The sequence below is a fragment of the Aquiflexum lacus genome, from assembly GCF_015476655.1.
Taxonomy (GTDB): Bacteria; Bacteroidota; Bacteroidia; order Cytophagales; family Cyclobacteriaceae; genus Aquiflexum; species Aquiflexum lacus.
The window spans coordinates 92,218-117,537 of record NZ_JABFHF010000010.1; the positions used below are offsets into that span (position 1 = coordinate 92,218).

At 37.8% G+C, this 25,320-nt stretch carries 23 protein-coding genes; 12 read left to right on the plus strand and 11 right to left on the minus strand.

Translation table 11 applies throughout. The annotated features are described in order from the left end of the window. The first annotated feature begins 22 nt into the window (after positions 1 to 22). The 3 genes from HMJ38_RS10895 to HMJ38_RS10905 are packed head-to-tail and all read left to right on the plus strand — an operon-like array spanning position 23 to position 3,900. A complete protein-coding gene (locus HMJ38_RS10895; RefSeq protein ID WP_228780006.1) occupies positions 23 to 1,444 on the plus strand; it encodes a glycosyltransferase family 2 protein in 1,422 nt (473 codons plus the stop codon). Positions 1,445 to 1,456: 12 nt separating this feature from the next. Next, complete coding sequence (locus HMJ38_RS10900) at positions 1,457 to 2,698, plus strand: YaiO family outer membrane beta-barrel protein (protein ID WP_194974432.1); 1,242 nt, start codon at positions 1,457 to 1,459, stop codon at positions 2,696 to 2,698. After that, positions 2,698 to 3,900: a hypothetical protein gene (locus tag HMJ38_RS10905; RefSeq protein ID WP_194974433.1), complete on the plus strand. Its 1,203-nt coding sequence runs from the start codon at positions 2,698 to 2,700 to the stop codon at positions 3,898 to 3,900. The genes HMJ38_RS10900 and HMJ38_RS10905 overlap by 1 nt, the downstream gene beginning before the upstream one ends. A gap of 5 nt (positions 3,901 to 3,905) precedes the next feature. Here the strand turns inward: HMJ38_RS10905 and HMJ38_RS10910 are convergent, their stop codons facing one another. Beyond that, positions 3,906 to 5,933, minus strand: a complete 2,028-nt coding sequence (locus tag HMJ38_RS10910) for an LTA synthase family protein (protein WP_194974434.1) — start codon at positions 5,931 to 5,933, stop codon at positions 3,906 to 3,908. A gap of 84 nt (positions 5,934 to 6,017) precedes the next feature. Between HMJ38_RS10910 and HMJ38_RS10915 the strand changes: the two genes are divergently transcribed. The 5 genes from HMJ38_RS10915 to HMJ38_RS10935 all read left to right on the plus strand — a co-directional run bounded on the left by HMJ38_RS10915 (position 6,018) and on the right by HMJ38_RS10935 (position 8,580). After that, positions 6,018 to 6,563, plus strand: a complete 546-nt coding sequence (locus HMJ38_RS10915) for a class I SAM-dependent methyltransferase (protein ID WP_194974435.1) — start codon at positions 6,018 to 6,020, stop codon at positions 6,561 to 6,563. An 87-nt stretch (positions 6,564 to 6,650) separates the two neighbouring features. Then, entirely contained in the window at positions 6,651 to 6,926 is a 276-nt protein-coding gene (locus HMJ38_RS10920; RefSeq protein ID WP_194974436.1) for a DUF3253 domain-containing protein, read from the plus strand. 121 nt (positions 6,927 to 7,047) lie between these two features. Next, positions 7,048 to 7,617, plus strand: a complete 570-nt coding sequence (msrA, locus tag HMJ38_RS10925; RefSeq protein WP_394355067.1) for a peptide-methionine (S)-S-oxide reductase MsrA — start codon at positions 7,048 to 7,050, stop codon at positions 7,615 to 7,617. 65 nt (positions 7,618 to 7,682) lie between these two features. Next, positions 7,683 to 8,183, plus strand: a complete 501-nt coding sequence (locus HMJ38_RS10930) for a DUF4920 domain-containing protein (protein ID WP_194974438.1) — start codon at positions 7,683 to 7,685, stop codon at positions 8,181 to 8,183. 157 nt (positions 8,184 to 8,340) lie between these two features. Beyond that, positions 8,341 to 8,580, plus strand: a complete 240-nt coding sequence (locus tag HMJ38_RS10935; RefSeq protein ID WP_194974439.1) for a hypothetical protein — start codon at positions 8,341 to 8,343, stop codon at positions 8,578 to 8,580. Between the two features lie 238 nt (positions 8,581 to 8,818). Here the strand turns inward: HMJ38_RS10935 and HMJ38_RS10940 are convergent, their stop codons facing one another. Together HMJ38_RS10940 and HMJ38_RS10945 are read right to left on the minus strand one after the other, a co-directional pair. Continuing rightward, positions 8,819 to 9,712, minus strand: a complete 894-nt coding sequence (locus HMJ38_RS10940; RefSeq protein ID WP_194974440.1) for an HAEPLYID family protein — start codon at positions 9,710 to 9,712, stop codon at positions 8,819 to 8,821. Positions 9,713 to 9,786: 74 nt separating this feature from the next. Then, entirely contained in the window at positions 9,787 to 10,155 is a 369-nt protein-coding gene (locus HMJ38_RS10945) for a hypothetical protein (protein ID WP_194974441.1), read from the minus strand. 135 nt (positions 10,156 to 10,290) lie between these two features. Between HMJ38_RS10945 and HMJ38_RS10950 the strand changes: the two genes are divergently transcribed. Continuing rightward, positions 10,291 to 10,674, plus strand: coding sequence for a DUF983 domain-containing protein (locus tag HMJ38_RS10950; protein ID WP_194974442.1), 384 nt, complete (start codon positions 10,291 to 10,293; stop codon positions 10,672 to 10,674). A 26-nt stretch (positions 10,675 to 10,700) separates the two neighbouring features. Here HMJ38_RS10950 and HMJ38_RS10955 read toward each other — a convergent pair whose 3' ends face one another. Continuing rightward, positions 10,701 to 12,104, minus strand: a complete 1,404-nt coding sequence (locus HMJ38_RS10955; protein WP_194974443.1) for an alkaline phosphatase — start codon at positions 12,102 to 12,104, stop codon at positions 10,701 to 10,703. Positions 12,105 to 12,561: 457 nt separating this feature from the next. On the opposite strand from HMJ38_RS10955, the gene HMJ38_RS10960 reads away from it, so the two are divergent. Then, positions 12,562 to 13,128, plus strand: coding sequence for a hypothetical protein (locus HMJ38_RS10960; protein WP_228780007.1), 567 nt, complete (start codon positions 12,562 to 12,564; stop codon positions 13,126 to 13,128). Between the two features lie 20 nt (positions 13,129 to 13,148). Further along, positions 13,149 to 13,724, plus strand: coding sequence for a hypothetical protein (locus HMJ38_RS10965; RefSeq protein ID WP_194974444.1), 576 nt, complete (start codon positions 13,149 to 13,151; stop codon positions 13,722 to 13,724). Between the two features lie 212 nt (positions 13,725 to 13,936). Here HMJ38_RS10965 and HMJ38_RS10970 read toward each other — a convergent pair whose 3' ends face one another. Both HMJ38_RS10970 and proB read right to left on the minus strand, forming a co-directional pair. Then, the gene (locus tag HMJ38_RS10970) at positions 13,937 to 15,175 is read right to left on the minus strand and encodes a glutamate-5-semialdehyde dehydrogenase (protein ID WP_194974445.1); all 1,239 of its coding nucleotides are present in this window, start codon (positions 15,173 to 15,175) and stop codon (positions 13,937 to 13,939) included. After that, complete coding sequence (gene proB / locus HMJ38_RS10975; protein ID WP_194974446.1) at positions 15,168 to 16,250, minus strand: glutamate 5-kinase; 1,083 nt, start codon at positions 16,248 to 16,250, stop codon at positions 15,168 to 15,170. The genes HMJ38_RS10970 and proB overlap by 8 nt, the downstream gene beginning before the upstream one ends. Before the next feature lie 203 nt (positions 16,251 to 16,453). On the opposite strand from proB, the gene HMJ38_RS10980 reads away from it, so the two are divergent. After that, positions 16,454 to 16,813 carry a DUF2237 family protein gene (locus HMJ38_RS10980; RefSeq protein ID WP_194974447.1) on the plus strand — a complete coding sequence of 120 codons (360 nt, stop codon included), beginning with the start codon at positions 16,454 to 16,456 and terminating at the stop codon, positions 16,811 to 16,813. 6 nt (positions 16,814 to 16,819) lie between these two features. On the opposite strand, the gene HMJ38_RS10985 is transcribed toward HMJ38_RS10980, so the two are convergent. The 5 genes from HMJ38_RS10985 to HMJ38_RS11005 all read right to left on the minus strand — a co-directional run bounded on the left by HMJ38_RS10985 (position 16,820) and on the right by HMJ38_RS11005 (position 25,260). After that, the gene (locus HMJ38_RS10985; RefSeq protein WP_194974448.1) at positions 16,820 to 21,559 is read right to left on the minus strand and encodes a T9SS type A sorting domain-containing protein; all 4,740 of its coding nucleotides are present in this window, start codon (positions 21,557 to 21,559) and stop codon (positions 16,820 to 16,822) included. Positions 21,560 to 21,747: 188 nt separating this feature from the next. Further along, complete coding sequence (gene corA / locus HMJ38_RS10990; protein WP_228780008.1) at positions 21,748 to 22,755, minus strand: magnesium/cobalt transporter CorA; 1,008 nt, start codon at positions 22,753 to 22,755, stop codon at positions 21,748 to 21,750. A gap of 1 nt (position 22,756) precedes the next feature. Further along, positions 22,757 to 23,131, minus strand: a complete 375-nt coding sequence (locus HMJ38_RS10995) for a response regulator (protein ID WP_194974524.1) — start codon at positions 23,129 to 23,131, stop codon at positions 22,757 to 22,759. Between the two features lie 179 nt (positions 23,132 to 23,310). After that, a complete protein-coding gene (groL, locus tag HMJ38_RS11000; protein WP_194974449.1) occupies positions 23,311 to 24,939 on the minus strand; it encodes a chaperonin GroEL in 1,629 nt (542 codons plus the stop codon). 42 nt (positions 24,940 to 24,981) lie between these two features. Beyond that, the gene (locus tag HMJ38_RS11005) at positions 24,982 to 25,260 is read right to left on the minus strand and encodes a co-chaperone GroES (protein WP_194974450.1); all 279 of its coding nucleotides are present in this window, start codon (positions 25,258 to 25,260) and stop codon (positions 24,982 to 24,984) included. Between the last annotated feature and the right edge of the window lie 60 nt (positions 25,261 to 25,320).

Consider the following 25,320-nt stretch of genomic DNA (forward strand, 5'->3'; position numbering starts at 1 on the left):
ATTCAACATATTGATTGAAATAATGGGTATACTCTTTTTGGTGTATAGCTTCGCCATTATTTCCATTTACCTAGTGATGGCGGCTTTGTCTGCTCTTGAGATGAGAGACCACCTCAGGAAAAATAAATTTGCTGATTATAATGATGTCATCACCAGTCCTATTTCTCCCGGTATTTCCATTATAGCGCCAGCCTTTAATGAGGGAAAAAACATCGTTCAGAATGCCAAAAGTCTCTTGACGCTTCATTACAGCAGGTATGAAGTGATTATCGTAAATGATGGCTCAAAAGATGACAGCTTGGAGCGAATGGTAGAAAGTTTTGATTTGGTAAAAACGGATTACGCTTACAATTATCAGATTGAATGTAAAAATATCAGAGGTGTATATAAATCTACCAACAGGTCTTTTTCGAAACTAACCTTTGTCGATAAAGAAAATGGCGGGAAAGCAGATGCTTTAAATGCAGGTATCAATGTGGCACAGAACGAGATTTTGGCCTGTATTGATGTCGATTGTATTCTTTCAAGTGATTCTTTGACTAGAATGGTCCGTCCTTTTATGGAGGAGACCAATAGAAAAGTGATTGCTGTGGGTGGAGTCATCGGCGTGGCCAATAACTGTGATGTAAAGGATGGAACAGTTACCAAGTACCGGGTTCCTGATACTTTGCTTGGAAGGTTTCAGGTGATAGAATATTTCAGGGCTTTCTTGATGGGCAGAATGGCATGGACAAGGATCAATGGTCTGATGTTGATATCAGGAGCATTTGGTTTTTTTAAAAGAGATTTGGTTTTGAAGGTCGGAGGATATTTTCCCAAGACAGTAGGAGAGGATATGGAACTTGTAGTCAGGATGAGGCGATATATGAATGAAGAAGGAATTGCACATAAAGTTGGTTTTGTTCCGGATCCCTTGTGCTGGACTGAGGTTCCTGAAACTAAAGGTGTCCTTTCCAAACAAAGAAATAGGTGGATGAGGGGAACTATAGAGACCTTACAGCTTCACCAAAATATCAGTATGAATCCCAAACATGGTGTCTTGGGTATGATATCTTACCCTTTCTGGTCAATTTTTGAAAAGTGGGCACCGATTCTTGAGTTTATGGGGATTATCTATACCATGGTAATGGTCTTCACAGGAGATATAAGTGCATTGTATTTTATAGCGCTATTTGTTCTTATTTACTGTTTTTCCATTCTGATTTCCTCATTCAGTATTTTGTACGAAGAGGTTGCTTATAATAATTACAAGGATAAAACAGACCTGAAGAAATTGATCAAAACTATTATTTTGGAGCCATTTCTGATTCACCCGCGATTGGTTTGGTGGGGATTGAAAGGACATTGGCACTTTATCAAAGGAAAAGGTGGCTGGGGCGAAATGATCAGGACAGGCTTCAAAAAAGCCACTGATAAGCAAAAGGTAAGTTCTGTGACCCCATAACGAAACGTGAAGATGAACCGACAGATAATTTTATTTTCCCTTTTTTTGCTGGTATTTCAGGGGTATTTACCTACATCTTTAATTGCCCAAGAAAGCTTTGATCCAGATGAATTATATTTTGAAGCAAGGAAATTGATTTTAGACGGAAAAAGAGAAGAAGGAAGAGAAATCCTGAGAAAAGTACTCTCCAAATATCCCGGTTATGCAGATGTGCTGGTTTTGATGGGAAGGTCTTTTAGTTGGGATGGACAGTATGATTCTGCAGGCAGGTATTATGAAAGGGCCTTGTTGGCAAGTCCTGAATATGAGGATGTATATGTAGCTTACATCGATAATTTATTTTGGAGTGGAAATTACGATAAGGCTTCTGAGGTTCTTGATACCGGCTTAGAAAAAATTGGTGCGACCTCTACAGCGCTGAAATACCGAAAGTCAAGATTATATTATTATCGAGAGTCTTACAAGGAGGCACTTGAGCTTGCCAATGAGGTTTTTGCCAAAGCTCCAAAAACTGAGGGGATTTTAGGATATATACAAACATTGAGACGACTTACCCGAATCAATGCAGTCGGTACAACCTATGACTATGATTCCTTTGCAGGTTCTATCAGTCCTTGGAACACCTATTCAATTTATGGCAGGACAAGGACCGATCTGACCGGTTCCCTGATTGCTAGGGTCACCCACTCCCAGCGGTTTGATGATAGAGGTACTCAGTTTGAGTTGGATGCATATCCTTCTCTGGGTAAAAATTCCTATGGCTATTTCAATGTCGGTTTTTCGGAAGCCTTTTTCTTTCCCAAATTCAGGTTTGGAACCAGTGTGTTTTGGAATTTACCAAAAGCTTATGAAGTAGAAGCGGGATATAGATATCTTCAATTTTCGGAAGTTACCCATATCATTACCTCTTCTTTTGGGAAATACATCAGCAATTGGTGGATCAATCTAAGACTGAATTTCATTCCTGGAACGGAAGGTTCATCGAGTAGCGGCAACCTGCAGGTTAGGTACTATTTCAGTGGTCCTGAGGATTTTTTCAGTTTACAAGCCTCAACAGGTGTTTCACCGGATGAGGAGAACAGAGACTTTCAATCCCAATTGTTGAATTCTTACAGGATTAGAGCAGGTTACCAACATCTGTGGACTTCAAGATGGATGGGATTTGGTTTTGTGGGATATTCCAGAGATGAGATTTCCAAAACCAATTTCAGAAATAACCTCAACATTTCAGTAGGTACCGAATTTAGATTCTGATGAAAAAATTCTGGTCAAAATATTTCCCTGCAGAATTAAGGCTTTTGTCTTTTTGGTTTTTTTTGGCGCTATTGTTTTTTGTAGTGACCCCGATTTTGAGTTTCGGGATCTGGTACCTGACTCCGTCCAGTCCATTTGGGGTATTGTTGGTCAATAAAACTGTTCCCAACCAGGCGTATCAAGAGCATCAATCGGTTCATTGGCTGCTCAATCACTTTAAATATACCAAGCTGAACGGCGGCTTTTATGATAAATCAAAAGACTATTTCGGATTTTTTCCTGGCAATACTTTAGAAGAATCAAGTATCAATGATCTCTCGTCTTTATCATCAAGTGAAATAGATAATCTGCTAAATAAGAATGAATTGATATATTATGCAGATACTTATGGGGTGTATGAAAATGACTTCAATGGACCGATATTGGAAAGTCCCTCCAAGAAGATTTATGGAGGAATGGATCAATCTGATATGAAATTGTTGAAAGCAGCATTTGCAAAAGAAGTTGATATCATTGCCGAGTTCAATACCATTGCAAGTCCAACGGGAAAGGCGGTAAGGATGGAATTTGAAAATCTTGCTGAAATTAAGTGGACGGGATGGATTACAAGGTATTTCGATGAATTAGATACCTTGCTGAACAATGATTTACCGAGATGGCTGATTAAAGGATATGTCAATCAACATGATGGTGTATGGGGATTGGCTGGTCCGGGAATGGTTTTTGTCCATGAAAACGGTTCCTTGGAAATATTACAGTTTGGAAAGGATTTTTTGAATAATGTCCCCAATATTATTTCCACTTCCAAAAACCAAAAAAAATACGAGATACCTGAAATTGTTAAATATCCCTATTGGATTGACGTGATTTTGGTAAGCAGGGACTTTGAAGTCATTTCTTATTATGACTTACTTCCCACTGAAGAAGGTTTAGATAAACTTAGGGAAATGGGTGTGCCCAGGTATTTTCCAGCAGCTGTAGTCAAAGAAAATGGTCAGGGTAAGTTTTACTATTTCTGTGGAGATTTTGCAGACAATCCAGTCAGCGGAAGTTCTTATAAGTTTTTTGGAATTTCTAAGTTATGGAGAATGTTTTTACAAGCTGAAGATTATTCCCAGCGAAACAGTTTTTTTTGGAATTATTATTATCCTTTGATGAAAAACATCTTGAAGGATTCCGAAGCCAGGCAAAAGCATGATTGAATAAATTATTTCAATGGCAAGTAAACTTTTAAGGAATCAGGAACAATACGGTTGTTTTCAGTGGCATATCTGTTTGAGTTCCGGTAATTTTCAAACTCCCGAGCCAGTTTTTCCTTCAGTTTGATGTCTGTAATCGGTTCCATGTCCATGTTGTCATAAATCCTGTAAAGTTGGTTGTCAGATAGGACATATTCATTGCTGAGGTAATCAAGGAGTTGGTTTTTATTTCGCATCAAAGGATTAGTGACATTTGACTGAAATACAGCAGAGGTATCCATTACATAACCTTTCCAGGCTGTCAATGATGGCAAATCCAATTCATAATTGCTTTCCAGAAATCCTAATAGGGTAGGGGCGATTTCAAAATGGGTGGTGATTCCATGCATTCTTTTTGGTCTCTGTAGTTTCTCAGAAAAGATCATAATAGGGACATGAAACCTGTCCATAGTAGTTGCAAGCGGGATTTCCGGTAGTCTATGGTCACCCGTTATAATGAATATGGTGTTTTCATATTTAGGCATGTATTTATAAGCATCAAAAAACTCTTTGATAGCTTCATCCACATAAAGAATACTGGCATACATGCTTTGGTAATTCCTATAATTGTTTGCCTGCACAGGATTGGCACGCAAGGTATTGGTGATATAGGTTTCAAAAAGATCGAAATATTTTTGTTCATCCGGAATTAAAAATGGGTCATGAGATGTTTGAGTCTGAAAAACAGACAGTTGTGGTTGGCTGAGTTCCCTTGGGATTTTTCTCATGCCGTTTTCAAACATGGCTTTGTCAGGGTAACCCCAGGAAAACCCTGATTTTGATGGAGTTTCTTCAAAATCTGCATCAAAGGAAGACATATCCAGAATTCTATCCACCTTTTGGTATTCCAAAAACGATCCAACGTTGTCAAAATTTTTATCTGCGCCGATATGGTAATTGGTGAAATAGCCGTTTTTTTTCAAAATGGAGAATAAGGATAAATGAAGAGGAAATTCAGGTGCTTGTTCCATAAAGCCATTTTGCGCAAATGGAAGAGAACCAAAGATTCCTGTGAGCACACCAAAAGTTCTTCCGGTAGTAGACAATCCATTTTTCCAGTACAGTGAATGATTGCTGAGTGAATCCAAAAATGGCGTAAAACTTCCTAAGTAGGCAGCTTCACCTGAATAGGCTTTTCCTAAGCCCTCGACAATGATAAATACCAAGTCTGGTATCGTGTCAAATTCGGAGAAATATGGGCTTAAAACATCCGGATAATTGTTCTCGTGAAGGAATGGATAATTTGGTTCTGTAAAAACTTTTTCTACTAATGAATTTGCTTTGGTAGGAGGGGACAAATAAAAGTCAAAAAACAAATATTCTCTATTGGTGAAGTAATTGAATGACTGATCGTAAAAATATTGGGATTTATTGACCATCAAGTTTTTTTCTATTTCGCCCAAATCCTGTGTTTTTGCCAAAGGCAAATAGTTCGAAGTTAAAATAAATCCATAGCAAATTATTGTAAAAGACACTGCTGCATGGTAATTCATGGGTAACCATTTGCCAATGCTGATGACTCCATAAATCAGTCCAAAAGCAAATACCGCGGCACTAAGGTTTAACAAGTTGAATTCTCCCGAGGCTTTGACCGTCGCTATGACATCACTCACCGAATAGGCATAAAGATCTTCACCTAAAGGCAAAAGCATTTTTGTAAAATAAAAAATTAGACCTGCCTGAAGCAGAATTAAAATTGTGGCTGAGGACTTAACTATTATTTTCCCAAATTTTGGGAAGGTCAGTTCCAATACCAAGTAGATGATCAATAAAAAACCCAATACATAAAACCCCCACAAAAGGTCATGGACAAATCCCGACAATAGAATAGATTTCTTTTCGAAAGCCAAATTATGGATACCAAAAACAACCTTTGTCTCAAAAATTCTGAACAACAGAAAGACCAATAAAAAAGGTATTCCGATTTTCCAGAAATTGACAAAAGAAATTTTGAGATTGGATATTAAATTAGAGCTAATTTGTGTTTGGGTAGTCATTGGGTGAAAACATATAAATAACTCAAGTAACAATACAAACGATTTTTTTTTAAAATTCCTATCTTGCGGGATTATTAGAAATATATGAAAAATAAAAGTGTCTTATTGAAGGAGCTATGTAAGAATATCTCTACTACTGGAGCTATCACTTTCAGCTCTCTTTCTTTGGTCAACAAAATGCTTTCCTATGCTGATTTTAAAGGGGCAAAATTGATAGTAGAACTTGGAGGAGGTGATGGGAGCATTACCAAAGGTATTGTGGATAGAATGGAAAAGAATACGGTTCTGTTGGTGTTTGAAATCAGTAAAGCTTTCTGTGATAACCTTGAAAGGGAATTTCCGCAGGAAAACGTTAAAATAATTTGTGATTCTGCCGAAAATATTGACCATTACCTCAATGGTGAGAAAGCGGATTTAATATTGTCATCCCTTCCCCTGAGTCTTATTAACAAAGAATCCCGGGATGAAATCTATAAAAAAAGCAAAGCTGCCATAAACGGTGAAGGAAAATTTATCCAAATCTGTTATTCCTATTTATTGAAATATCAGTTTGCTAATTATTTTACTGATATAAAAAGCCATTTGACCCTTAAGAATTTTCCGCCTACATTTATTTTGGTTTGTCATTGACCATTATCCATGCCATGACGTCGAGTCATGGCATGATTTAGAATCAAAGTCATGGCATGAATAGTCGAAGTCACGGCATGAATTCGCATGTTAGAAAAACACCTTTATATAGAGCCCAACATTCTAGAAATAGCCATATTGGAAATGTGTAGGCTAAAGAAAGAAGATAGTTTTTCTCCTACTGATGTTGTTAAATGGCTTTATCCCCAACATTGGATTTATTTTATTTCAGAGGCTGAAGAGGCTATGATGAAACTGCACAGATCGGGAAAAATCATTGTCCTGGAAAATAATGAACCTGATATCCCCACCAAAATGCCTGAGCTTTCATTCAGGATAAAAGCAAAACCCAAAACTTCTTGAGTATCGAAAGTGTTATGCATTAAATTAGATTAGTATGAAATCAATACAATTTATGATGGGGATGCTTTTCCTTGCCACCATGGCATGTGCACAACAGTCTCCATCCCAAAAACAAAAAGATATGAAGGACTTACCAAAAACATCCGTACAAATTCCAGAGGGTTTAGAAGTGGCTACACTTGGAGGTGGCTGTTTCTGGTGTACAGAAGCGATTTATCAGGATTTGAGAGGAGTGGAAAGTGTTCTGTCCGGATATAGTGGAGGTCATGTGGATATGCCTACCTACAAACAGGTGACTTCAGCCACTACTGGCCATGCAGAAGTTATTCAGGTTTTTTTCGACCCAACTGTTATAACTTTCGGTGAAATCCTTGAGGTTTTCTGGTCAACTCATGACCCAACTACTTTAAATAGACAAGGCAACGATGTGGGTCCTCAATATAGATCAGCCGTTTTTTTTCATTCTGAAGATCAAAAAAAAGAGGCTGAATTCTACAAAAATAGACTTACAGAATCGGGTGCATTCAATAGACCTATCGTAACTGAAATTACCCCATTTAGCAATTTCTATGTTGCAGAAAATTACCATCAGAATTATTTCAATGATAACGGAATGCAGCCCTATTGTCAATTTGTGATCAGGCCAAAAGTCGAGAAATTCAAGAAGGCGTTTGCTGAGAAACTTAAGTAAGTTTTATCCAAGTTTTGGATTACACCTTACCAATATTTAGTTTTGATCTATTAAATCTAAACCTTATGAAAAAGAACATTTTCTATGCCTTTGTTGCCCTTATCCTATTATGGTCTTGTCAGCCACAGTCTGTTGAAAAAGTAAATGAGGAAGTTGATGTTGAAACACCCACGGGTTACTTTGGTGAAGAGATCAACGATTCGGGTGTTGTTTCCTTATCCCAATTGGTGAGCGAACTTCACTCGAATGATGAATTTGAGGGAAAAGTAGTTGGAGAGATCAAAGAAGTATGTGCCATGAAGGGTTGTTGGATGACAATAGATCTTCCAAACGGTCAGACCATGAGAGTAACTTTCAAGGATTATGGTTTTTTTGTCCCTAAAAATTCAAAGGGATATCCTGTTGTGATTGAAGGTGTAGCAAGTAAAAAAGAAACTGATGTAGCTACTTTAAGACATTATGCTGAGGATGCCGGCAAGTCCAAGGAAGAAATTGAATCAATTACTGAGCCTAAACAAGAATATGCATTTGAAGCTGTTGGAGTGATTATTCGTGATGATGCATAAGATTACAGAGTTACTTTTTTCTTTCTCTGTATATCATTTTTCTCGTGCCAGCAAATAGAGGAAGTAAAATCAATTTTGGTAAGTTTATGTTCAGGTTGTCATCTACAGCACTGGCTTAGTCCCGTCAAAAGAATAAATAAGTAAATTTTAGAATAATATGGCGATTGCTTTGGATAATCTTAGGGTAGGAAGAGTTTACGAATTTACCAATATGGGAGAAAAGCGCAAGCTTGAAATTTTAGCCAGGTTATCGGGAGAAAATTTTAAAGTCAAAGACCTTGAAACTACCGAGATCTATACCATAGAGGAACTTTTACGATGGGGAAAAGGGAAAGATTATGAATTGGACGAGGTGATAGGAGATGATTTCCGAGGACTGGTTCCGAAAAAATTTTAAAAAGAAAAAGCCCTAAGAATTCTAGGGCTTTTTTTTAATCTAATATCTGCCCCTTCATCCCTCTGCGTTCCCTTTGGAGATTATTCACTTCGCTGAAGGGTTTTTGGTGAATTAAGGTTACCTAAGCTCGTTCAATATGACGCTGACTCCTACCAACCTCCCTCAATTCCTTCTCAAATCTAAAATCTACAATTCCTTCATCCTTCATCCTTCTCAATTTTCCCGCTACCCTCATCCCCTAATGAAAGGTCTTAAAACCAGGTTCATAGATGATTCTGATGAATGAACTGAGACCCTCTTGATCTCGATTGATGGGGATACCGGTAACAATACCAATCATTAAATTTTCCGCAAGCCCAACTCTCATTTGTGGCCTAAGTACTGTTTCCATTTTTCCGTTGTGAATTTCTTTATTGACTTCAATTCCAATAAAATTTCTGGTTCCGGCAATCATGTAATGTAGATTGGTATGGATTTCATAACTGAATTCGCTGCTTTGGTTAAATCCTTTTTCAATTCTGGGGCCTGTATAGATCAATGTATGATAATTTCTCCCCCATCTTTTTGCAGCAATGAAGAAGGGATTGAAAACATTACCCTTGAACAAATCACCCTGCCCAATTTTGTTTAAATCAACCATCTCAAATTCATGAATGTACCCAAGTGCCAAACTGGTTTTAGCTTTTTCTGAGACAAGGAAAGACCATTGTGTGGCAAGCTTTAAAGATTCAATTCTATTTGCAGGCTTTGAAATGTCTGTAGGCAGATCCCCTCGTTTGGAAAATAAGGTAACAGGAAGTTCAACTTCGAATCCCAACCTATCGATGGGCGCCCACTCATATTCTACCAACAACTCATATTCATCAAAACTCCGTTTATCTGACATTCCCATTCCGACGTTCCATTCTTTTTCTCCTTTTCGTGCTCCTAAGTCACGAATCAAATCAATATAGAGGGGTTCTGCGTGAAGAACTTTCGGTTTTTGATCCAGTTTTGAATCTTCAAACTCTGCCAAAAAAATACTATCCAAAATAATTCTTTCCAATTTGATACTATCAATCTGAGCATCTTGTGCTACAATTTGCCCGCAGCTCAATAATATGACTGCCAGCAATATATTTATCCTTTTCATTTTTAAGATTTGAAGGTTTTGTATTGTTATTAATATTTAAGAATCCCAAGTTTTGAACAAGGGATATTGAAAAATCAAGCAATTAATTTGGGTGGAGGGGAGGATTGGTCCAAATCAATTTCTTTAAAAATACCTTCGTAATAAAAAGTCTTTGTGCTGCTTTTGATGTTGGTGGTTTGAAGTTGATAGGAGAATTCCTTATCAATGATTATTTTAACATCAATTAGCTTTCTTTTTTCATGAGGAACTTCAGTATCAGGAATGGTTTCATCATCCATTTCCATAACATATTCCAATACCAATTCGGTGAGGGAATCGATGGGGTCATAATTTTCAAAAACTGAAGAATCCATGACCGATGCATGGTAAAAATTTGCTGAAAGATTGATGAAATTGATCAATAGCAAGTAATTGATCCATTTCACCAAGTGATATCTTTTCATTGCCAACAGCATGCTGCAAATATAGTTAAATATTGAGAGAATGGGCTTTTGTTGAACTTTACATATTCTGGAAGTGACCTAGATCACTTTTATGTATTTGATATTGGCTATATTTGCCGCAATTAAGTTTAGATTATGAAAGTAAGATCTTTAGGGGCAGCGATGCTTCAGGGTAAGTGTCCAAAGTGCAGGGAAGGTAATATTTTCCCCAATTCAATGTTTAGTTATAGGAAATTGACAGTGGTCAATGAGCGATGCCCCAATTGTGGCGCGGTACTGATTCCCGAACCTGATTTTTTTTACGGAGCCATGTATATCAGTTATGCTTTTTCTGTGGCCTTGGTGATCAATGTAATGATCATTCTCAATTGGTTTTTTGATGACCCTGAAGTGATGACCTATATTATAACCGTACTTATTGCAAATATTATTCTATTGCCACTCATGTTGCGATATTCAAAGATTCTTTATTTGTATTTGGTCGGCAAACTGAAATACACACCATTGAAAGAAGAATAAGAGTTTTTCAAAGATGCTTACTGCTTTTATACCCACAAATCCTTGTGGACTCCGCTAGCTTTCAGCATAAAGTCGTGCAGTTCATAATTCTTTACAAAGCCCGGTAGATTCTCAGATCCTGGGCCGTACATGGCTAATTCAACATAGTCACCTGAATGATTGTTGCCTGCCCATTGAACAGAATTATGCGAAGACTGCATGGATGCCAATGCCATAAATGGCAGGTTATTTGGATTATAAAGACCATCCGCATCTCTTACATAATTCTTCAATAGTATTTGGGCATCCTCGGGTTTAAAGTTGATTTGTTGATACTCCATGAATAGGTCAATGACCTGTTGTGTACTGTAATCAGGATTGATCTGATTCAAAACCCATTCATTGGAAGCAGTGGTAGTATACAGCTTTTCGAAATTTTTTTCGGTTAGGCCACTGGGAAAAAGTCCCGGGTTACTATTTCCATGATCCGTAGTAATGATCACCAATGTTTCTTTGTCTTTTTCTGCAAAATCCATAGCCACCGCAACTGCATCATCAAAATCAACTTGGTCATAAAGCAAGGCAGGAGCATCATTCCCATGGGCAGCCCAATCTACTTTACCTCCTTCTACCTGCATTACAAATCCATTTTTGTTTTTACTCAAAACCTCAATGGCTTTTTTGGTCATATCTGCAAGACTGGGAACAGATGCATTCAATTTTTCATCATTGATACGGTCCACCGCATAAGGTAATCCGTCATCAGCAAAGACCCCCAGGATAGGTTTGTCTCCTTTTAAATCCATCATTTCAGATTTATTTCTAGCAACCTCAAAACCGCTTTGACGGTATTCCCCAAATAAATCCTTCTGATCTGACCTTTTTTCCGAGCTAAAGAAATTGCCTCCTCCTCCCATCATTACATCAAACTTTAATTCCCGATAATCTTCGGCAATTTCTGCCATGGCATTTCTGCTACTCTTGTTGACACAGAAAGAAGCAGGAGTAGCATGGGTAATCTGAACAGTAGTTACACAACCTACAGCCTTACCCTGTGATTTGAATTTTTGAAGGATTGGAACAGGTTTTTCACCATTGGGACCGATATTAAGCGCGCCGTTTTTGACCCTTATTCCTCCCCCCCAGGCAGAACCTGCTGCAGCAGAATCTGTCACAAAAGAACTCGCGGAAGTAGTATCCATCAAAGACCTCTTCACAGTGCTACTTTCATATAAACTGATCCATTTTGATGGTCTACCTTCTTTATGCCTTAACAGGATATCCGCCATATTCAATGTACCCGTACTCATGCCGTCGCTTACCAGAAATATGATGTTTTTTGCCTGACCTTTTTTCAATTCATTGCCGTTGGCCAATACAGGATAAGAACCTATAGCTCCTAACCCTAAGGTTGTCAAAAATCCATTTTTAAAGAAATCCCGTCTTTTCATATATTTATGTAATTAGGTTTTATTGATTATCCGAAATGATACAAGTAAATCTGAAAACCGAATGGATATTTTGCTAAACGCCAAATTTACGTTTACTTCCGACTTCGGTCTTCTAGCCATTTTATAGAAAACTTCCTCAGCTTGCATTTAGGCGGATATTCATTTTAGGTTTATATCAATTTAATTTATTCAACCATAAATATGGTTTTTCTGGATTTATAGAATGGAAGTTAAGGGTTAGCTTTTTGTTATTAAATAGTAAACTGATTCAATGGTAAAATTTTAGTTTTAAAGTTTTAAAAATTAATTTTTTCAAAATCACCTGCACCCAAAACATTTCAGGTTATTTCTTCGTCAAGTTGAAAACGATAAATTCAAGGATTATGTGAAAACAATAGTTAAAAGTTTAAATATAATTTTAGTTTTGTGCTTTGATTTAAATATAATGATTTAAAATATGCGTTGGATTAAACTATTGGTAGTATCGTTTTCCTCAATTTTACTTTCCCCTCTTCAGAGTTTTGCACAGTATTCACCACCTACACAATCGGTTTTTGTTGAATTAGGGGGCCCTGGTTTGGTTTATTCCTTTAATTATGATTTCAGATTTGACAAGGATAGAATAGATTCCTGGGGCCTGCGAGTAGGTGCCGGTGGTTACTCGAGAATTGATACTTGGGGCGGTACTAGGGATGGTAATAGTCTGTTGACTATTCCCGTACAGGCAACTAAATTATTTGGAAGATCTGTCCACTTTTTTGAAGTTGGGGGTGGTGCAACTTTCATCCATTATAGAAATTCATATTCAGGCTGGGGAAATTCCGGCAGTCAGGTTAGAAAAGATTTCGACTTCATTTTGAATTCAGGGGATACCCCGGCTTTGATGGGAACATTAAATTTCGGTTATAGAAAAATCCCTGTTGATGGAGGTTTTACATTTAGGGCCAATTTGATTCCGATTTTCAATCAAAATGGATTTTGGCCAATCTGGGCCGGTGTTGGTTTTGGATATGCATTTCATTGATAAACATTGAAAAATAAATTATGAAAAATTTACTTTTAATCTTCTTGCTAGCAGCTTTGCCTTTCACAGTATTTGGCCAAGAAAAGCCTATCACACAATCAATCTACCTTGAATTAGGCGGAGCGGGTTTACCCTATTCCTTTAATTATGATTTCAGGTTTGACAAAGATAAAATTGATTCTTGGGGAATGCGGGTAGGAGCAGGGGGATATGCTTTTTCAGGTGGGGATTCGTTTTTTTCAGCACCCATTCAGATCAATAAATTATTTGGCAAAAACGGTCATTATTTTGAAGTCGGAGGTGGTGCCACATTTATGGCATTTAATAGTGCGACCTTTTCCTATTGTCAAAATGGTAGCTATGATCCTGTTACGGGAATTTGGGTCTGTTCCGAAACTTATACTTCCCGTGATGATTTCACCGAGTTTATATTAGAAATTGATGGTTCACCCAATGTCATGGGAACCTTGAATTTTGGTTATAGGAGAGTACCAGCAGATGGAGGATTTATGTGGAAAGTCAATCTCAACCCAATTTTCAACAATAGAGGTTTCTGGCCCCTTTGGGTAGGTGTTGGATTTGGGTATGCTTTTTAAAGACAGAAGCTGGAAGTCGGAAGACCGAAGACATAGTTAGCTAGTCGCAGTTTTCAGTAGGCCGTCGCAGGGTGTAGTTTTCAGTAAACAGTTTGCAGTACAAAAATCTTAGGTGACAGTCGCTATAATATTTTTAAGCAGCTTTTAAATCAGTTTGCAATTTTTATTGATAGAATAAGAATATAAACAAAAGAGAAATGGACTTTTAAGGGCTATCTAATCTGTCCGTTTCCTTTTATGATCCATTTATAGCTAGTCAGCTCATTTAGGGCCATTGGGCCTCTTGCGTGAAGTTTTTGGGTGCTGATTCCGATCTCAGCGCCAAGTCCAAACTGGTTGCCGTCCGTAAAGGCAGTTGAAGCATTGGCATATACTGCTGCTGCATCGACCATCTTGAGAAATTGGTCAATGTTGGCCTGATTCTCAGAAATGATGGCCTCACTGTGTTTGGAACTATATTCCGATATATGATACAAGGCTTCATCCAAATCTGTTACCGTCTTGATGGACATCTGTAGCGATAAAAACTCAGTTCCAAAATGTTCGTCTTTTGCTTTTTCAACTGCAGGTTTCCCTTCAAGTTTTTCAAATGACTTTTCATCTGCAAATATTCTCACCCCAGAATCCATAATTGGTTTCAAGAGTTCTGAAAGGTCATTGGTTCGGCTCTCATGGATAATTAAACAATCCAAACTATTGCAGACACTTGGCCGTCTTGTTTTGGCATTGTGTATAATTGCCTTTCCTTTGGTAAGGTCACCTGTTTCATCGAAGTAGGTATGAACAATTCCGGCCCCTGTCTCTATGACAGGTACTTTTGCATTTTGTCTTACGAAGTCAATCAAGCCTTGACTTCCACGAGGAATGATAATGTCCACATACCCGACAGCTTCCAAAAGTGCTTTGGTTGCCACTCTTTCCACTGGCAGTAATTGGTAGGCATCTTTTGGAATATTGTGCAATTCAAGAGCTTGGTGGATTAAGGAAATAATAGCCTTGTTGGAATGCTCAGCATCAGCGCTTCCTTTCAGCACAAGACCATTTCCTGATTTGAGGGCCAGACTAAATACATCAAAAGTTACATTGGGTCTCGCCTCGTATATGATGCCCAATACTCCTAAAGGAACAGAGATTTTTTGAAGTGCTAGACCATTTTCTAAAATTTTGCTTTCCAAGATCCTATTCAGGGGAGAGGGCAAGGATTCAACTTGGGTAATTTCATTACAGATATTTTTAATTCGCCCTTCAGTAAGCAATAGACGGTCATATTTTGGATCATTGGCATCCATTTTGGCCAAGTCTAGTCGGTTTGCCTTTAAGATTAGATTTACATTGTCAAGAGTTATTTCTCTGAGAGACCTTAGGGTCAGGAGAATATCTTCCTCAGTGAGTAATGGTAATTTTCTTGAGGCGAATTGTATAGACTCGAATATCCTTTTAAAATCAGTCATGATGGAATAAGTAGAGATAGTCATAGTGAATAAAAGGTTTTTGGTTCTTTAGTCCCAATACCTGCGAAGCTGTAGTAGAATTATATTCAGATTTTCCAAGGCCGATTTTCTCACCTTTTTCATCTATGATCCGAATAATATCCCCTTTCGAAAATTCCCCTGAGGTTGAGACAATACCTACGGGAAGGAGACTGATGATTTTTTCGGAAGTCAAAGCTGATTTTGCACCTTCATTGATCACTACCTCACCTTTATAATATTGTTCGCCATGCGCCAGCCATTTTTTTTGATTTTGTTTGAAGGGTTTTGGTTCAAAATAAGAATAGGTGACTTTATTCTCTAAAATACCTTGCAGTATATGGTCTTTTTTACCATTGGTTATGATTACCTGAATTCCAAGATCAGCTGATTTTCTGGCCATGGTAAGCTTGGTCAGCATGCCACCTCTTCCGAATGAGGATTTGGTAGGACTTATTACAGACTTGAGTTCCGGAAGCTTGTTTCCAATAATAGGGATCAATTTCGAAGCAGGGTCGGAGGGAGGCCCATCATAAATCCCATCTACATTGGTCATTAACATCAAAGTATCAGCATTGACCATAGCTGCTGTCAAAGATGCCAATTCATCATTGTCTGTAAACATCAATTCTGTAATGGCCACAGTATCATTTTCATTGAGGATAGGAACTATACCTTGGGATAATAAGCCAAGGATACAGTTGCGCATATTTAGGTAATGCTTCCTGTCGCGAAAATCTTCCTTGGTGACAAGAATTTGAGCTACCTGATGTCCATTTTGAGCAAAAAGGTCATTGTATTTTCGTATCAGGGCAATCTGCCCCACAGATGCCCAAATTTGTTTTTTGAGAACAGGGTTTAGTTTTTCCTGAAGGACTATTTCTTTTCTCCCGAAGGCTACGGCACCAGAGGAAACCAAAAGGACCTTCACACCTTTTTCTTTTAGATTAGACACCTGATCTACCAAATGTTTCATACGGATTTCATCAGGCTGTCCTGAATCAGAAGTAATCACATTTGAACCTATTTTGATAATTGTTAAATGAATCGGAAGCATGGAAAATTATGGAATTGACACAATATTAGGTCATTAAATAAAAAAATACTAAAATAGATCGAATATGATTATGAAATGATTTGATGTCCAAATGCCTCATAGTTATAAAATCAACCTTTAGATTTATAGTGTTTAGGTATTTGAGGTTGTTATTGACACATCCTTTATTTAATTTAAAGGCTTATCTATTCGTATAAATTGGTATGGCAAGTAATGTATTTGGAGAAGAGTTGATGGTTTGTAGTTCTGAACCTATGACAGGGTATTATAGAAATGGATGTTGTGAGACAGGAGCTGATGATTTGGGAACACATACTGTTTGTGCGGTGATGTCAGATGAATTTCTTCAATTCAGTTTTAAAAAGGGAAATGACCTGATCACTCCTAGACCTGAGTGGTCTTTTCCAGGTTTGAAAGCAGGTGATAGATGGTGTCTTTGTGCCAGTAGATGGATGGAAGCATACCGGTCGGGTTGTGCTCCAAAAGTAATATTGGAGGCCTGTAATGAAAAAACATTGCAATATATTTCTTTAGAAGAGTTGGTGGTTTTTTCTTTTCCTTGAAAAGCATTAGTGAAGGATTATTTTTTTAGTTTCAACTTGATGGTTATTGTAGATTTTAATCAAATAAATACCTTTTTTCAATCCAATCAGGTCAAATTCAAATAATCTTCCTGATTGGTTTGGCAAAGTGAAGACTAAACTCCCCTGCACATCATAAAGTGAAATGATTGCATTCTCCAGATTTTGGTTTTCTGATAAAATATTAACTTTACCTTGTGTGGGGTTAGGGTAAGCTTTTACAGTCAACTTTTCTTGGATCTCTCCCGATAAGGTTACCCCCACTACTTTGAATGTCTCTGAAGTACCATCAAAATCTGTTTGTGTCAATCTGTAAAATTGTCTTCCAAAGATTGCGTCTTCGTCAATGAATTCATAATTCAAGATGATGTCCGAATTTCCTGCTCCTGCTGTTATGCCAATTGGAAACCAATTTTGGCCATCCAAAGATTTCATGATTGTAAAAAAGGCATTATCCTTTTCAGATACTGTTGCCCATGAAACCTTGATCTGCCTATTGCTGATCGGAGTTGCTGAAAAAGCTAACAGTTCAATGGGTAATATCCTGAAGGATTGTCCCAAAGTAAAAATACCTGAAGACCAATTGGAAACTGCAGTTTGATTTCTGACGGTACCAGAAGTTTCATTACCCCCTAACCCATCCTGCCCCAAATCAATCCATTCAGATCCGTTCCACTGGGTCACTATGAATTCAGAAAAATCTACAATTGGGCAAGTGCGGTCTTCAGACCAGGATAAGGTAACCGTGGGATTTGCCGTGCCATTTGTTCTTTCAAATTCCCAATATTCGCATTCATTGACTACTCCTATACTGCTTTCTCTGCTTTCCCGATCATAAGGAACCAAATCAGGATTGGTATGAAAGTACCTTCCCGTAAAATGAAAAGCCCCAGCCCCTCCACCTCCAAAACCAGAGGAAGTCAGTGGAGCATAATATCCTCCGTTGCCAAAGGGATAGGTGAAAACAGTATTCCCAACTTTTCTGATCCTACCATCGATATGACTCGCATTTGATCCTCCTGATACTGATGATCCAGCAATAAAGGTTAACAATTCTTCATCATTATTGATAATGCCATTGGTCAATGTCACTAAGTTGCCGATAGTAAGTGGAACCCGAACCTCCAAAGTACCTGATGTATTCATCGTCAATCGATTGATTCTTGGTGGATTGGCAGCGTCACCAAGAAGTTCTTGTGAGATGTTTCCAGCTATTTGTGCAAAGCCATTCCCAGCTCCGAAAGTTATAGCATTTGCCGAACCAACGGTAGAGATATTTCCTAAGAATATACTTGTGTTATTACGTGCGGGTTCTAAAAGTCCTCCTCCGTTTTGGTTAAATATTACATTACCCCTGTATTCGTCTCCTGCTATAGAATTTGCTAATCGAATCCGTCCTGTTCCATTGGTAGTTAAATTAAAATTTCCGAAAACATGACCACCCTGCCAATCATTATTCCCAGCTCCATTTTTAGTCATATTTGTAGTAGTGCCTGCAACCAAACTGAATCTGTTGCCACCAATCATTTCTATTCCTCCTGCGGAGGTGAATGAATTATTTCCTGCAAATCGGCTGTTGTTCTGAAACCGCAAACTATTTGTTCCTGTATCTGAAGTACTCACAAAGAAATTCCCCAGAAAGGAAACATTATTAGATAAAAAAGTTGCAGGTTGAAAGTTGCCGTTGGGTGTGGCAGTGGATTGGAAAAAGTTTCTGACAACAAGGCTACCACTGTTGTAACTGGTGGTTTGTAAACTTCCTGCAGATAATAAGCTGGTTCCGCCGGTATTTCCAAATGAAATTTGACCAGTGCTGGAATTGTTGATTGTGATAGTTGTGGCAAAAGTATTTGTCCCATTTCTGGCAATATCAAATTCACCTGTATTATTATTTGAAAAAACAGAAGTTGACGTAAAAGTATCGCCAATACCATTATTGGTCATGCGAATATAGTTGGGAGTATTTTTAACAAATTCAACTGTTCCAAAAGTATTTCCGCCATTCCAAGCCACATTGCCTCCACCATTTTTTTCAAAATAACTATTTGTACTTCCATTAGTACTGAACTGCGAGTTTCCTCCCAAAGAAAGCTGGCCATTGGATATGAAGTTGTTATTAGATGCAAACCTGACATCTGCCTGTAAATTCATATCGCCTGATGTGGTCACATTGAAATCCCCTTCAAAGGAACTGCTTCCTACAGTAAAGGTTATTGGCGAAAATGTACCATTAGGAATGTCTTGATCCTGAGTAAAGTTTTGGATATATAGTATTCCGGTATCAAATCCTGTGGTGCTAAGACTTCCATTTGACAGGGTACTGATTCCATTATTCGCTCCAAAGCGAATACTTCCACCTGCATTATTATTATTTATTTCTATCTGATCAGAAAAAGTATTTGTGCCATTTCTGGCAATATCAAATTCACCTGTATTATTATTTGAAAAAACAGAAGTTGACGTAAATGTATCACCAATACCATTATTGGTCATGCGAATGTAGTTGGGAGTATTTTTGACAAATTCAACTATTCCAAAAGTATTTCCGCCATTCCAAGCCACATTGCCACCACCGTTTTTTTCAAAATAAGTGCTTGTTCCGCCATTGGTGCTGAATTGCGAATTTCCTCCCAAAGTGAGCTGCCCATTGGATATGAACCGGTTATTTGATGCAAATCTGACATCTGCCTGTAGTATCATATTTCCAGAGGTGGTCACCTCAAAATCTCCTTCAAAAGAACTGTTCTCCGCTGTAAATGTATTTGGTTCGAAAGGGCCGTTTGCGAAATTTGCAACTTGGGTAAAGTTTTGAATGTTCAAATCTCCTTCAGAAAAATCTGTAGTAGTCAAAGCACCATTTTGCTGCCCATTCGTACCGCCATTTAAACCAAACCTTATGCTTCCACCAGCATTCGAATTGTTGATGGTGATTTGATCCATATAAATATTGGTACCACTTCGTCCTATTTCCAAAATACTCGAACCGTTATTGATAAAAATGCTTGTACCCATGTATTCATCACCATCGGTATTTGCAAGTCTTAACAGGTTATTGCTATTGTTAGTAATACTGACATTTCCATTGAAAGTATTTCCACCTTGCCAGGTAAGATTGGAAGTGGTATTTTCTTCCAAAATAAAATTGCCTGTACTGTTTCCTCCTCCCCAAGTGACGTTTCCGCCACCGTTTCGGATGATGGTGGTTGTGTTGCCAGGATCACTAAAAGTGTTTCCTCCTACAACCATAACAATATTTCCATTCGCTGTAAAAGAGTTGTTTCCACCGAAATTACTACTCCCTGTAAATGTAATTTGTCCGATAGTGGATATTAAAAAATCGCCAACGAAAGTGCTATTGTCCACTTCAAAATTCAATGGGTTGAACGGACCATTTGCAAAATTATCAATTTGAGTAAACCTTCTGATGGTAAGTGTACCGTTTGTCAGGTCATTGGTATTGATACCCCCATTATTTTGCAGACTTGTTCCTGTTTGGGCTGCTGTTCCTCCAAACCTGATATTTCCGGCGCCATTGTTATCAATTGTAATTTGATCGGCAAATGTCGTATTTCCATTAAATGCGATGTCCATTGTGCTTGTACCATTGTTGATAAAATGGACTGTTCCATTAAAGATATCGCCATCTGTATTTGCAATTCGGAAAATATTATTTGAATTATTTGTAATTGACACATTTCCATTGAAGGTGTTGTTTCCTTCCCAGGTCATGTTGCTGTTAGCATTATCTGTAAAATTTAAGGAACCAAATGAATTGCCAGGTCCCCAGGTTACTGCTCCACCACCGTTTCTTGTTATGGTTGTAGACCCTGTGATGCTGTTGAATGTATTGCCTCCGTCAGGTAATGCAAATTGATTTCCTGAAATAAGCTGGTTGTCCGAGGCAAAAGTATTGGCTCCAGCTAATGTCAATACTCCAGAAGTTGAAACTGAAAAATCTCCCAAAAAAGTTGAATTTGAAACCGTAAAGGTATTTGGATTAAAAACGCTGTTTGATGCTGTATTAAGTTGGGTGAAATTATTGATGATCAAAATACCTGTATTGAAGTCTGTTGTGATCAATCCCCCATTAATCAAAGAAGATGTCCCACCACCTTGGCCAATATTGAACTGATTGTTTGCTGTTGAGTTATTTATAGTTACTTCTTGATGAAAGGTATTTGTTCCAGCGTAAGCTATTTCCAAACTTCCTGTGCCAACTTTATTGAAAACTGATGTGGAGTGAAAAGTGTCACCAGTAGTGGATGCCAATCTTAATCTACTGTTATTTTGGTTGGTGATGACAGTGGGCCCATTAAATACGTTTCCACCTGAAAGGTCATTATTTCCTCCTCCGTTTTTAATGATCGTCATATTTCCATCAAAAACCATGTTTTGTATCTCAGTGATATTTTGGGAAGTTTCAATTACACCATTGATAATTTGACCTCCGGTAAGGTTCAGATTTCTAACATTCAATTCGAAGCCACTTAAATTAAGGGTCCCATCTGACATGCTTAAATCTCTTACCGCAATGTTTGAAGGCAAGACAGGTTGATGAGGTGCCGCAGCATTATTGATGATAACATCACTGCCAGCTCCTGGGACCATAGCAGGAATCCAATTCCCGGGAGTGTTCCAGTTATCGCTTAAATTTCCGGTCCAAGTTTGGGTAAAACCAAAATGGAACAGGGAAAAATACAGAAATAAAAAAACAGCAATCTTTTTCATCGTGGGTGATCGGTGAAGAAGCAAATTAGGCGGATAAAGGCCCTTTAAATGGGTAATTTTTTTTAAATACAGATTTTATCATTTTGAAAAACACTAATTGTATTTAAAAAAACAGTATAATCTGATGCTGAAAAGTATAAATAAATATTTAAATAAAGATATAAAATATGAAAAAAAATATATTCTAACTAAAACCAATGCTTTCTTTTGAAGTACCGAATCATAATAAATGTAGAAACAAGGAAAAAAGCCCAGATAAATATGTAACCATACTTCCATTGTAGTTCCGGCATAAATTCAAAGTTCATACCATATACCCCTGCTATAAAAGTCAGTGGTATAAATATAGTAGCGATGATGGTTAGGGTTTTCATCACCTCATTTTGCTTGAGACTGATATTTGACATGAATATTTCTACAAGGGTGGTAATGCTTTCTCTTTGCATTTCAAGATTCTCCATGATCTCCACGGTATGTTCGTAGATGTCATTGATAAACGGATTGGTTTTTCTTTTGATCAAAGGACTTTCTGACTTTCTCCAAGCCGCAATCAATTCTCTTGTTGGCCAGATGATTTTTTTGATTTCCTGAAGGGCTTTTCTTTTGAGATAGACATCACCCAATTTTGTTTTCTGCGAATCATTGATGATCTCATCTTCTATTTCCTCTATAGTAGCATCCATCATTTCAAGAATCACATAATATTGGTCGATGATAGCATCCAATAAGGTATAGGCAAAATAATCTGTTCCCATTTTTCTCATTCTGCCTTGAGGGTTTTCTAATCTGACCCGAATCGGATCGAAAATGTCATAGCTATTTTCCTGAAATGATATGATAAAATTTTTGCCAAAAACAAAGCTGACCTGTTCAATTTCCAAAGCAGTAATATCATTTTTGGTATAGATCATTTTCGAAACCAAAAAGATAAAATGGTCAAACTCCTCCAATTTTGGTCTTTGTTGGTTGTTTTTGATGTCTTCAAGGGCAATCACGTGTATATCAAACAATTCTGCAATATCTTTTAGTAAGCTATCGTCGTGCAGGCCGCAGATGTTAAGCCAGAATTTTTTATCGGATTCCAAAAATGGTTTGATTTGGCCAACAGAAGTCAGGTGGTGCTTATCAAAAAGATTTTCCCCAAAAGCATACAGTTCCATACTGATTTGTTGGCTTTGAGGATTTTTTGATTCCATCTTAAATAATGCTTTTGATTTTTTCCGGAGTTAATGGCTTCTCAATAAAACCTTCCACACAACCAAATTCTTTTGCTTTTTGCCTATCCTGAAAATCAATTGAGCTTGATAAAACAACAATTTTGTCTTTCCTGTCTTTAAACTCGATTAAGTATTGGTTCAAAAAATCCCAGCCATTCATAACAGGCATATTGATATCTAAAAAAATTAATATGTTTTGATCTGAACTTAATGTGCGGATTTTCTCAATTGCTCTTTCTGCTTCAAGATACTCTTCTATTTTAGGAGCGATACCCAATTTTGATACCAACCTTTTATTGATAAGGTTATTGATTGGATCATCATCTACTAAAATAATTGAATAAAATGAGCTCATAAAAGATTGATATTGACTTTTCAAAAGCACCTGATGCTTGAGAAGAATTTCAAATATACTCACTCTAAGTTAAAACTTACTTTCAATTAAAAAAATCAGAATCAAGTATTCCTCGTAAGGGTTAGTTGAAAAAAAAAGAGGAACCTTTAAGGTCCCTCTTTTTTGGGTTATTTTTAAGATTACATCATTCCACCCATTCCGCCTCCGCCCATTGGCGGCATAGCAGGGGATTCTTCTTTCACATCAGCGACCACACATTCGGTAGTAAGTAGCAATGCGGCAATAGAAGCGGCATTTTCAAGGGCTAATCTAGTAACCTTGGTTGGATCAATTACTCCAGCTTCAAACAGATCTTCGTAAACATCTGTTCTTGCATTGTATCCGAAATTACCCTTATTTTCTTTGATTTTGTTGATTACAACCGAACCTTCACCACCAGCGTTTTCAACAATGGTTCTTAATGGAGCTTCGATGGCAATCCTAATGATATTGACGCCAGTGTCCTGATCTTCGTTATCACCTTTGACATTATCCAAAGCTGATGAAGCTCTTACAAAAGCAACACCTCCGCCTACAACAACACCTTCCTGAACAGCAGCTCTTGTTGCATGTAGTGCATCGTCAACTCTATCTTTTTTCTCCTTCATTTCAACTTCAGTAGCCGCTCCTATGTATAGGATAGCAACACCACCTGATAATTTGGCAAGTCTTTCCTGAAGTTTTTCTCTGTCGTAATCAGAAGTTGTTTTTTCAACTTGTGCTTTGATCTCTCCAATTCTTGCTTGGATGGCAGTTGATTCACCTGCACCATTGACTACAGTGGTATTGTCTTTATCAATGTTGATTTTTTCGGCAGTACCTAAGTAATCCAACGTGGCATTTTCTAACTTGTATCCTCTTTCTTCAGAAATGACAGTTCCTCCTGTTAGGATGGCAATATCTTCTAACATTGCTTTTCTTCTGTCACCGAATCCAGGTGCTTTCACAGCTGCCACTTTCAAGGCACCTCTGATTTTGTTTACTACCAAGGTAGCCAGGGCTTCGCCGTCAACGTCTTCTGCGATGATCAACAATGGCTTGCCTGTTTGAGCTACTGGTTCCAAAACCGGAAGTAGTTCTTTCATGGAAGAAATCTTCTTGTCATAGATCAAAATGTATGGTCTTTCCAATTCAACTTCCATTTTTTCAGTGTTGGTCACGAAATAAGGAGAAAGGTATCCCCTGTCAAATTGCATACCTTCTACTGTTCTCACTTCTGTTTCTGTGCCTTTAGCTTCTTCTACAGTGATTACACCGTCTTTACCGACTTTTTCCATGGCATCAGCGATCATTTTACCGATCTCGTCGTCATTATTGGCAGAAACAGTTGCTACTTGCTGTATTTCTTTGCTCGTAGAGATAGCTTTTGAATTCGATTTTAATTGTGCAACTATAGCGCTAACAGCTTTATCTATGCCTCTTTTAAGATCCATCGGATTGGCACCTGCAGCTACGTTTTTAATACCGGCATTGAAAATTGCCTGGGTAAGCACAGTGGCTGTGGTAGTACCGTCACCTGCATTGTCAGCTGTTTTGGAAGCTACTTCTTTCACAAGCTGAGCTCCCATATTTTCAATTGGCTCAGCTAATTCGATTTCTTTTGCTACGGTAACACCATCTTTGGTAATGGTTGGCGCGCCGAATTTTTTGTCAATGATGACATTTCTTCCTTTTGGTCCAAGGGTTACTTTTACTGCGTCAGCAAGAGCGTCAACGCCTTTTTTTAATCTGTCTCTTGCATTCGTGTCGAAAAACAGTTCTTTAGCCATTTTTTTGTTTTTTTAGGTTTTTGATTGTTTAAAATAGGATGATTAAAGGATCGCGAAGATGTCAGATTCTCTCATAATAAGATAATCGTGACCTTCTACTGAAAGCTCTGTTCCGGAGTATTTGCCGTAGAGCACGGTATCACCTACTTTTACAGTCAAGGGTTCATCCTTTTTACCACCTCCGATTGCGATAACAGTTCCTTTTTGAGGTTTTTCTTTTGCAGTATCAGGAATAAAAAGACCTGATGCGGTTTTTTCTTCAGCAGCAGCAGGTTCTACCAGAACTCGGTCTGCTAGAGGTTTGATGTTCACTTTTGACATAATTATTGAATATTTAAGTTAGTTACAAAATCTATAAAACCTTATTATCATTTCCTGTGC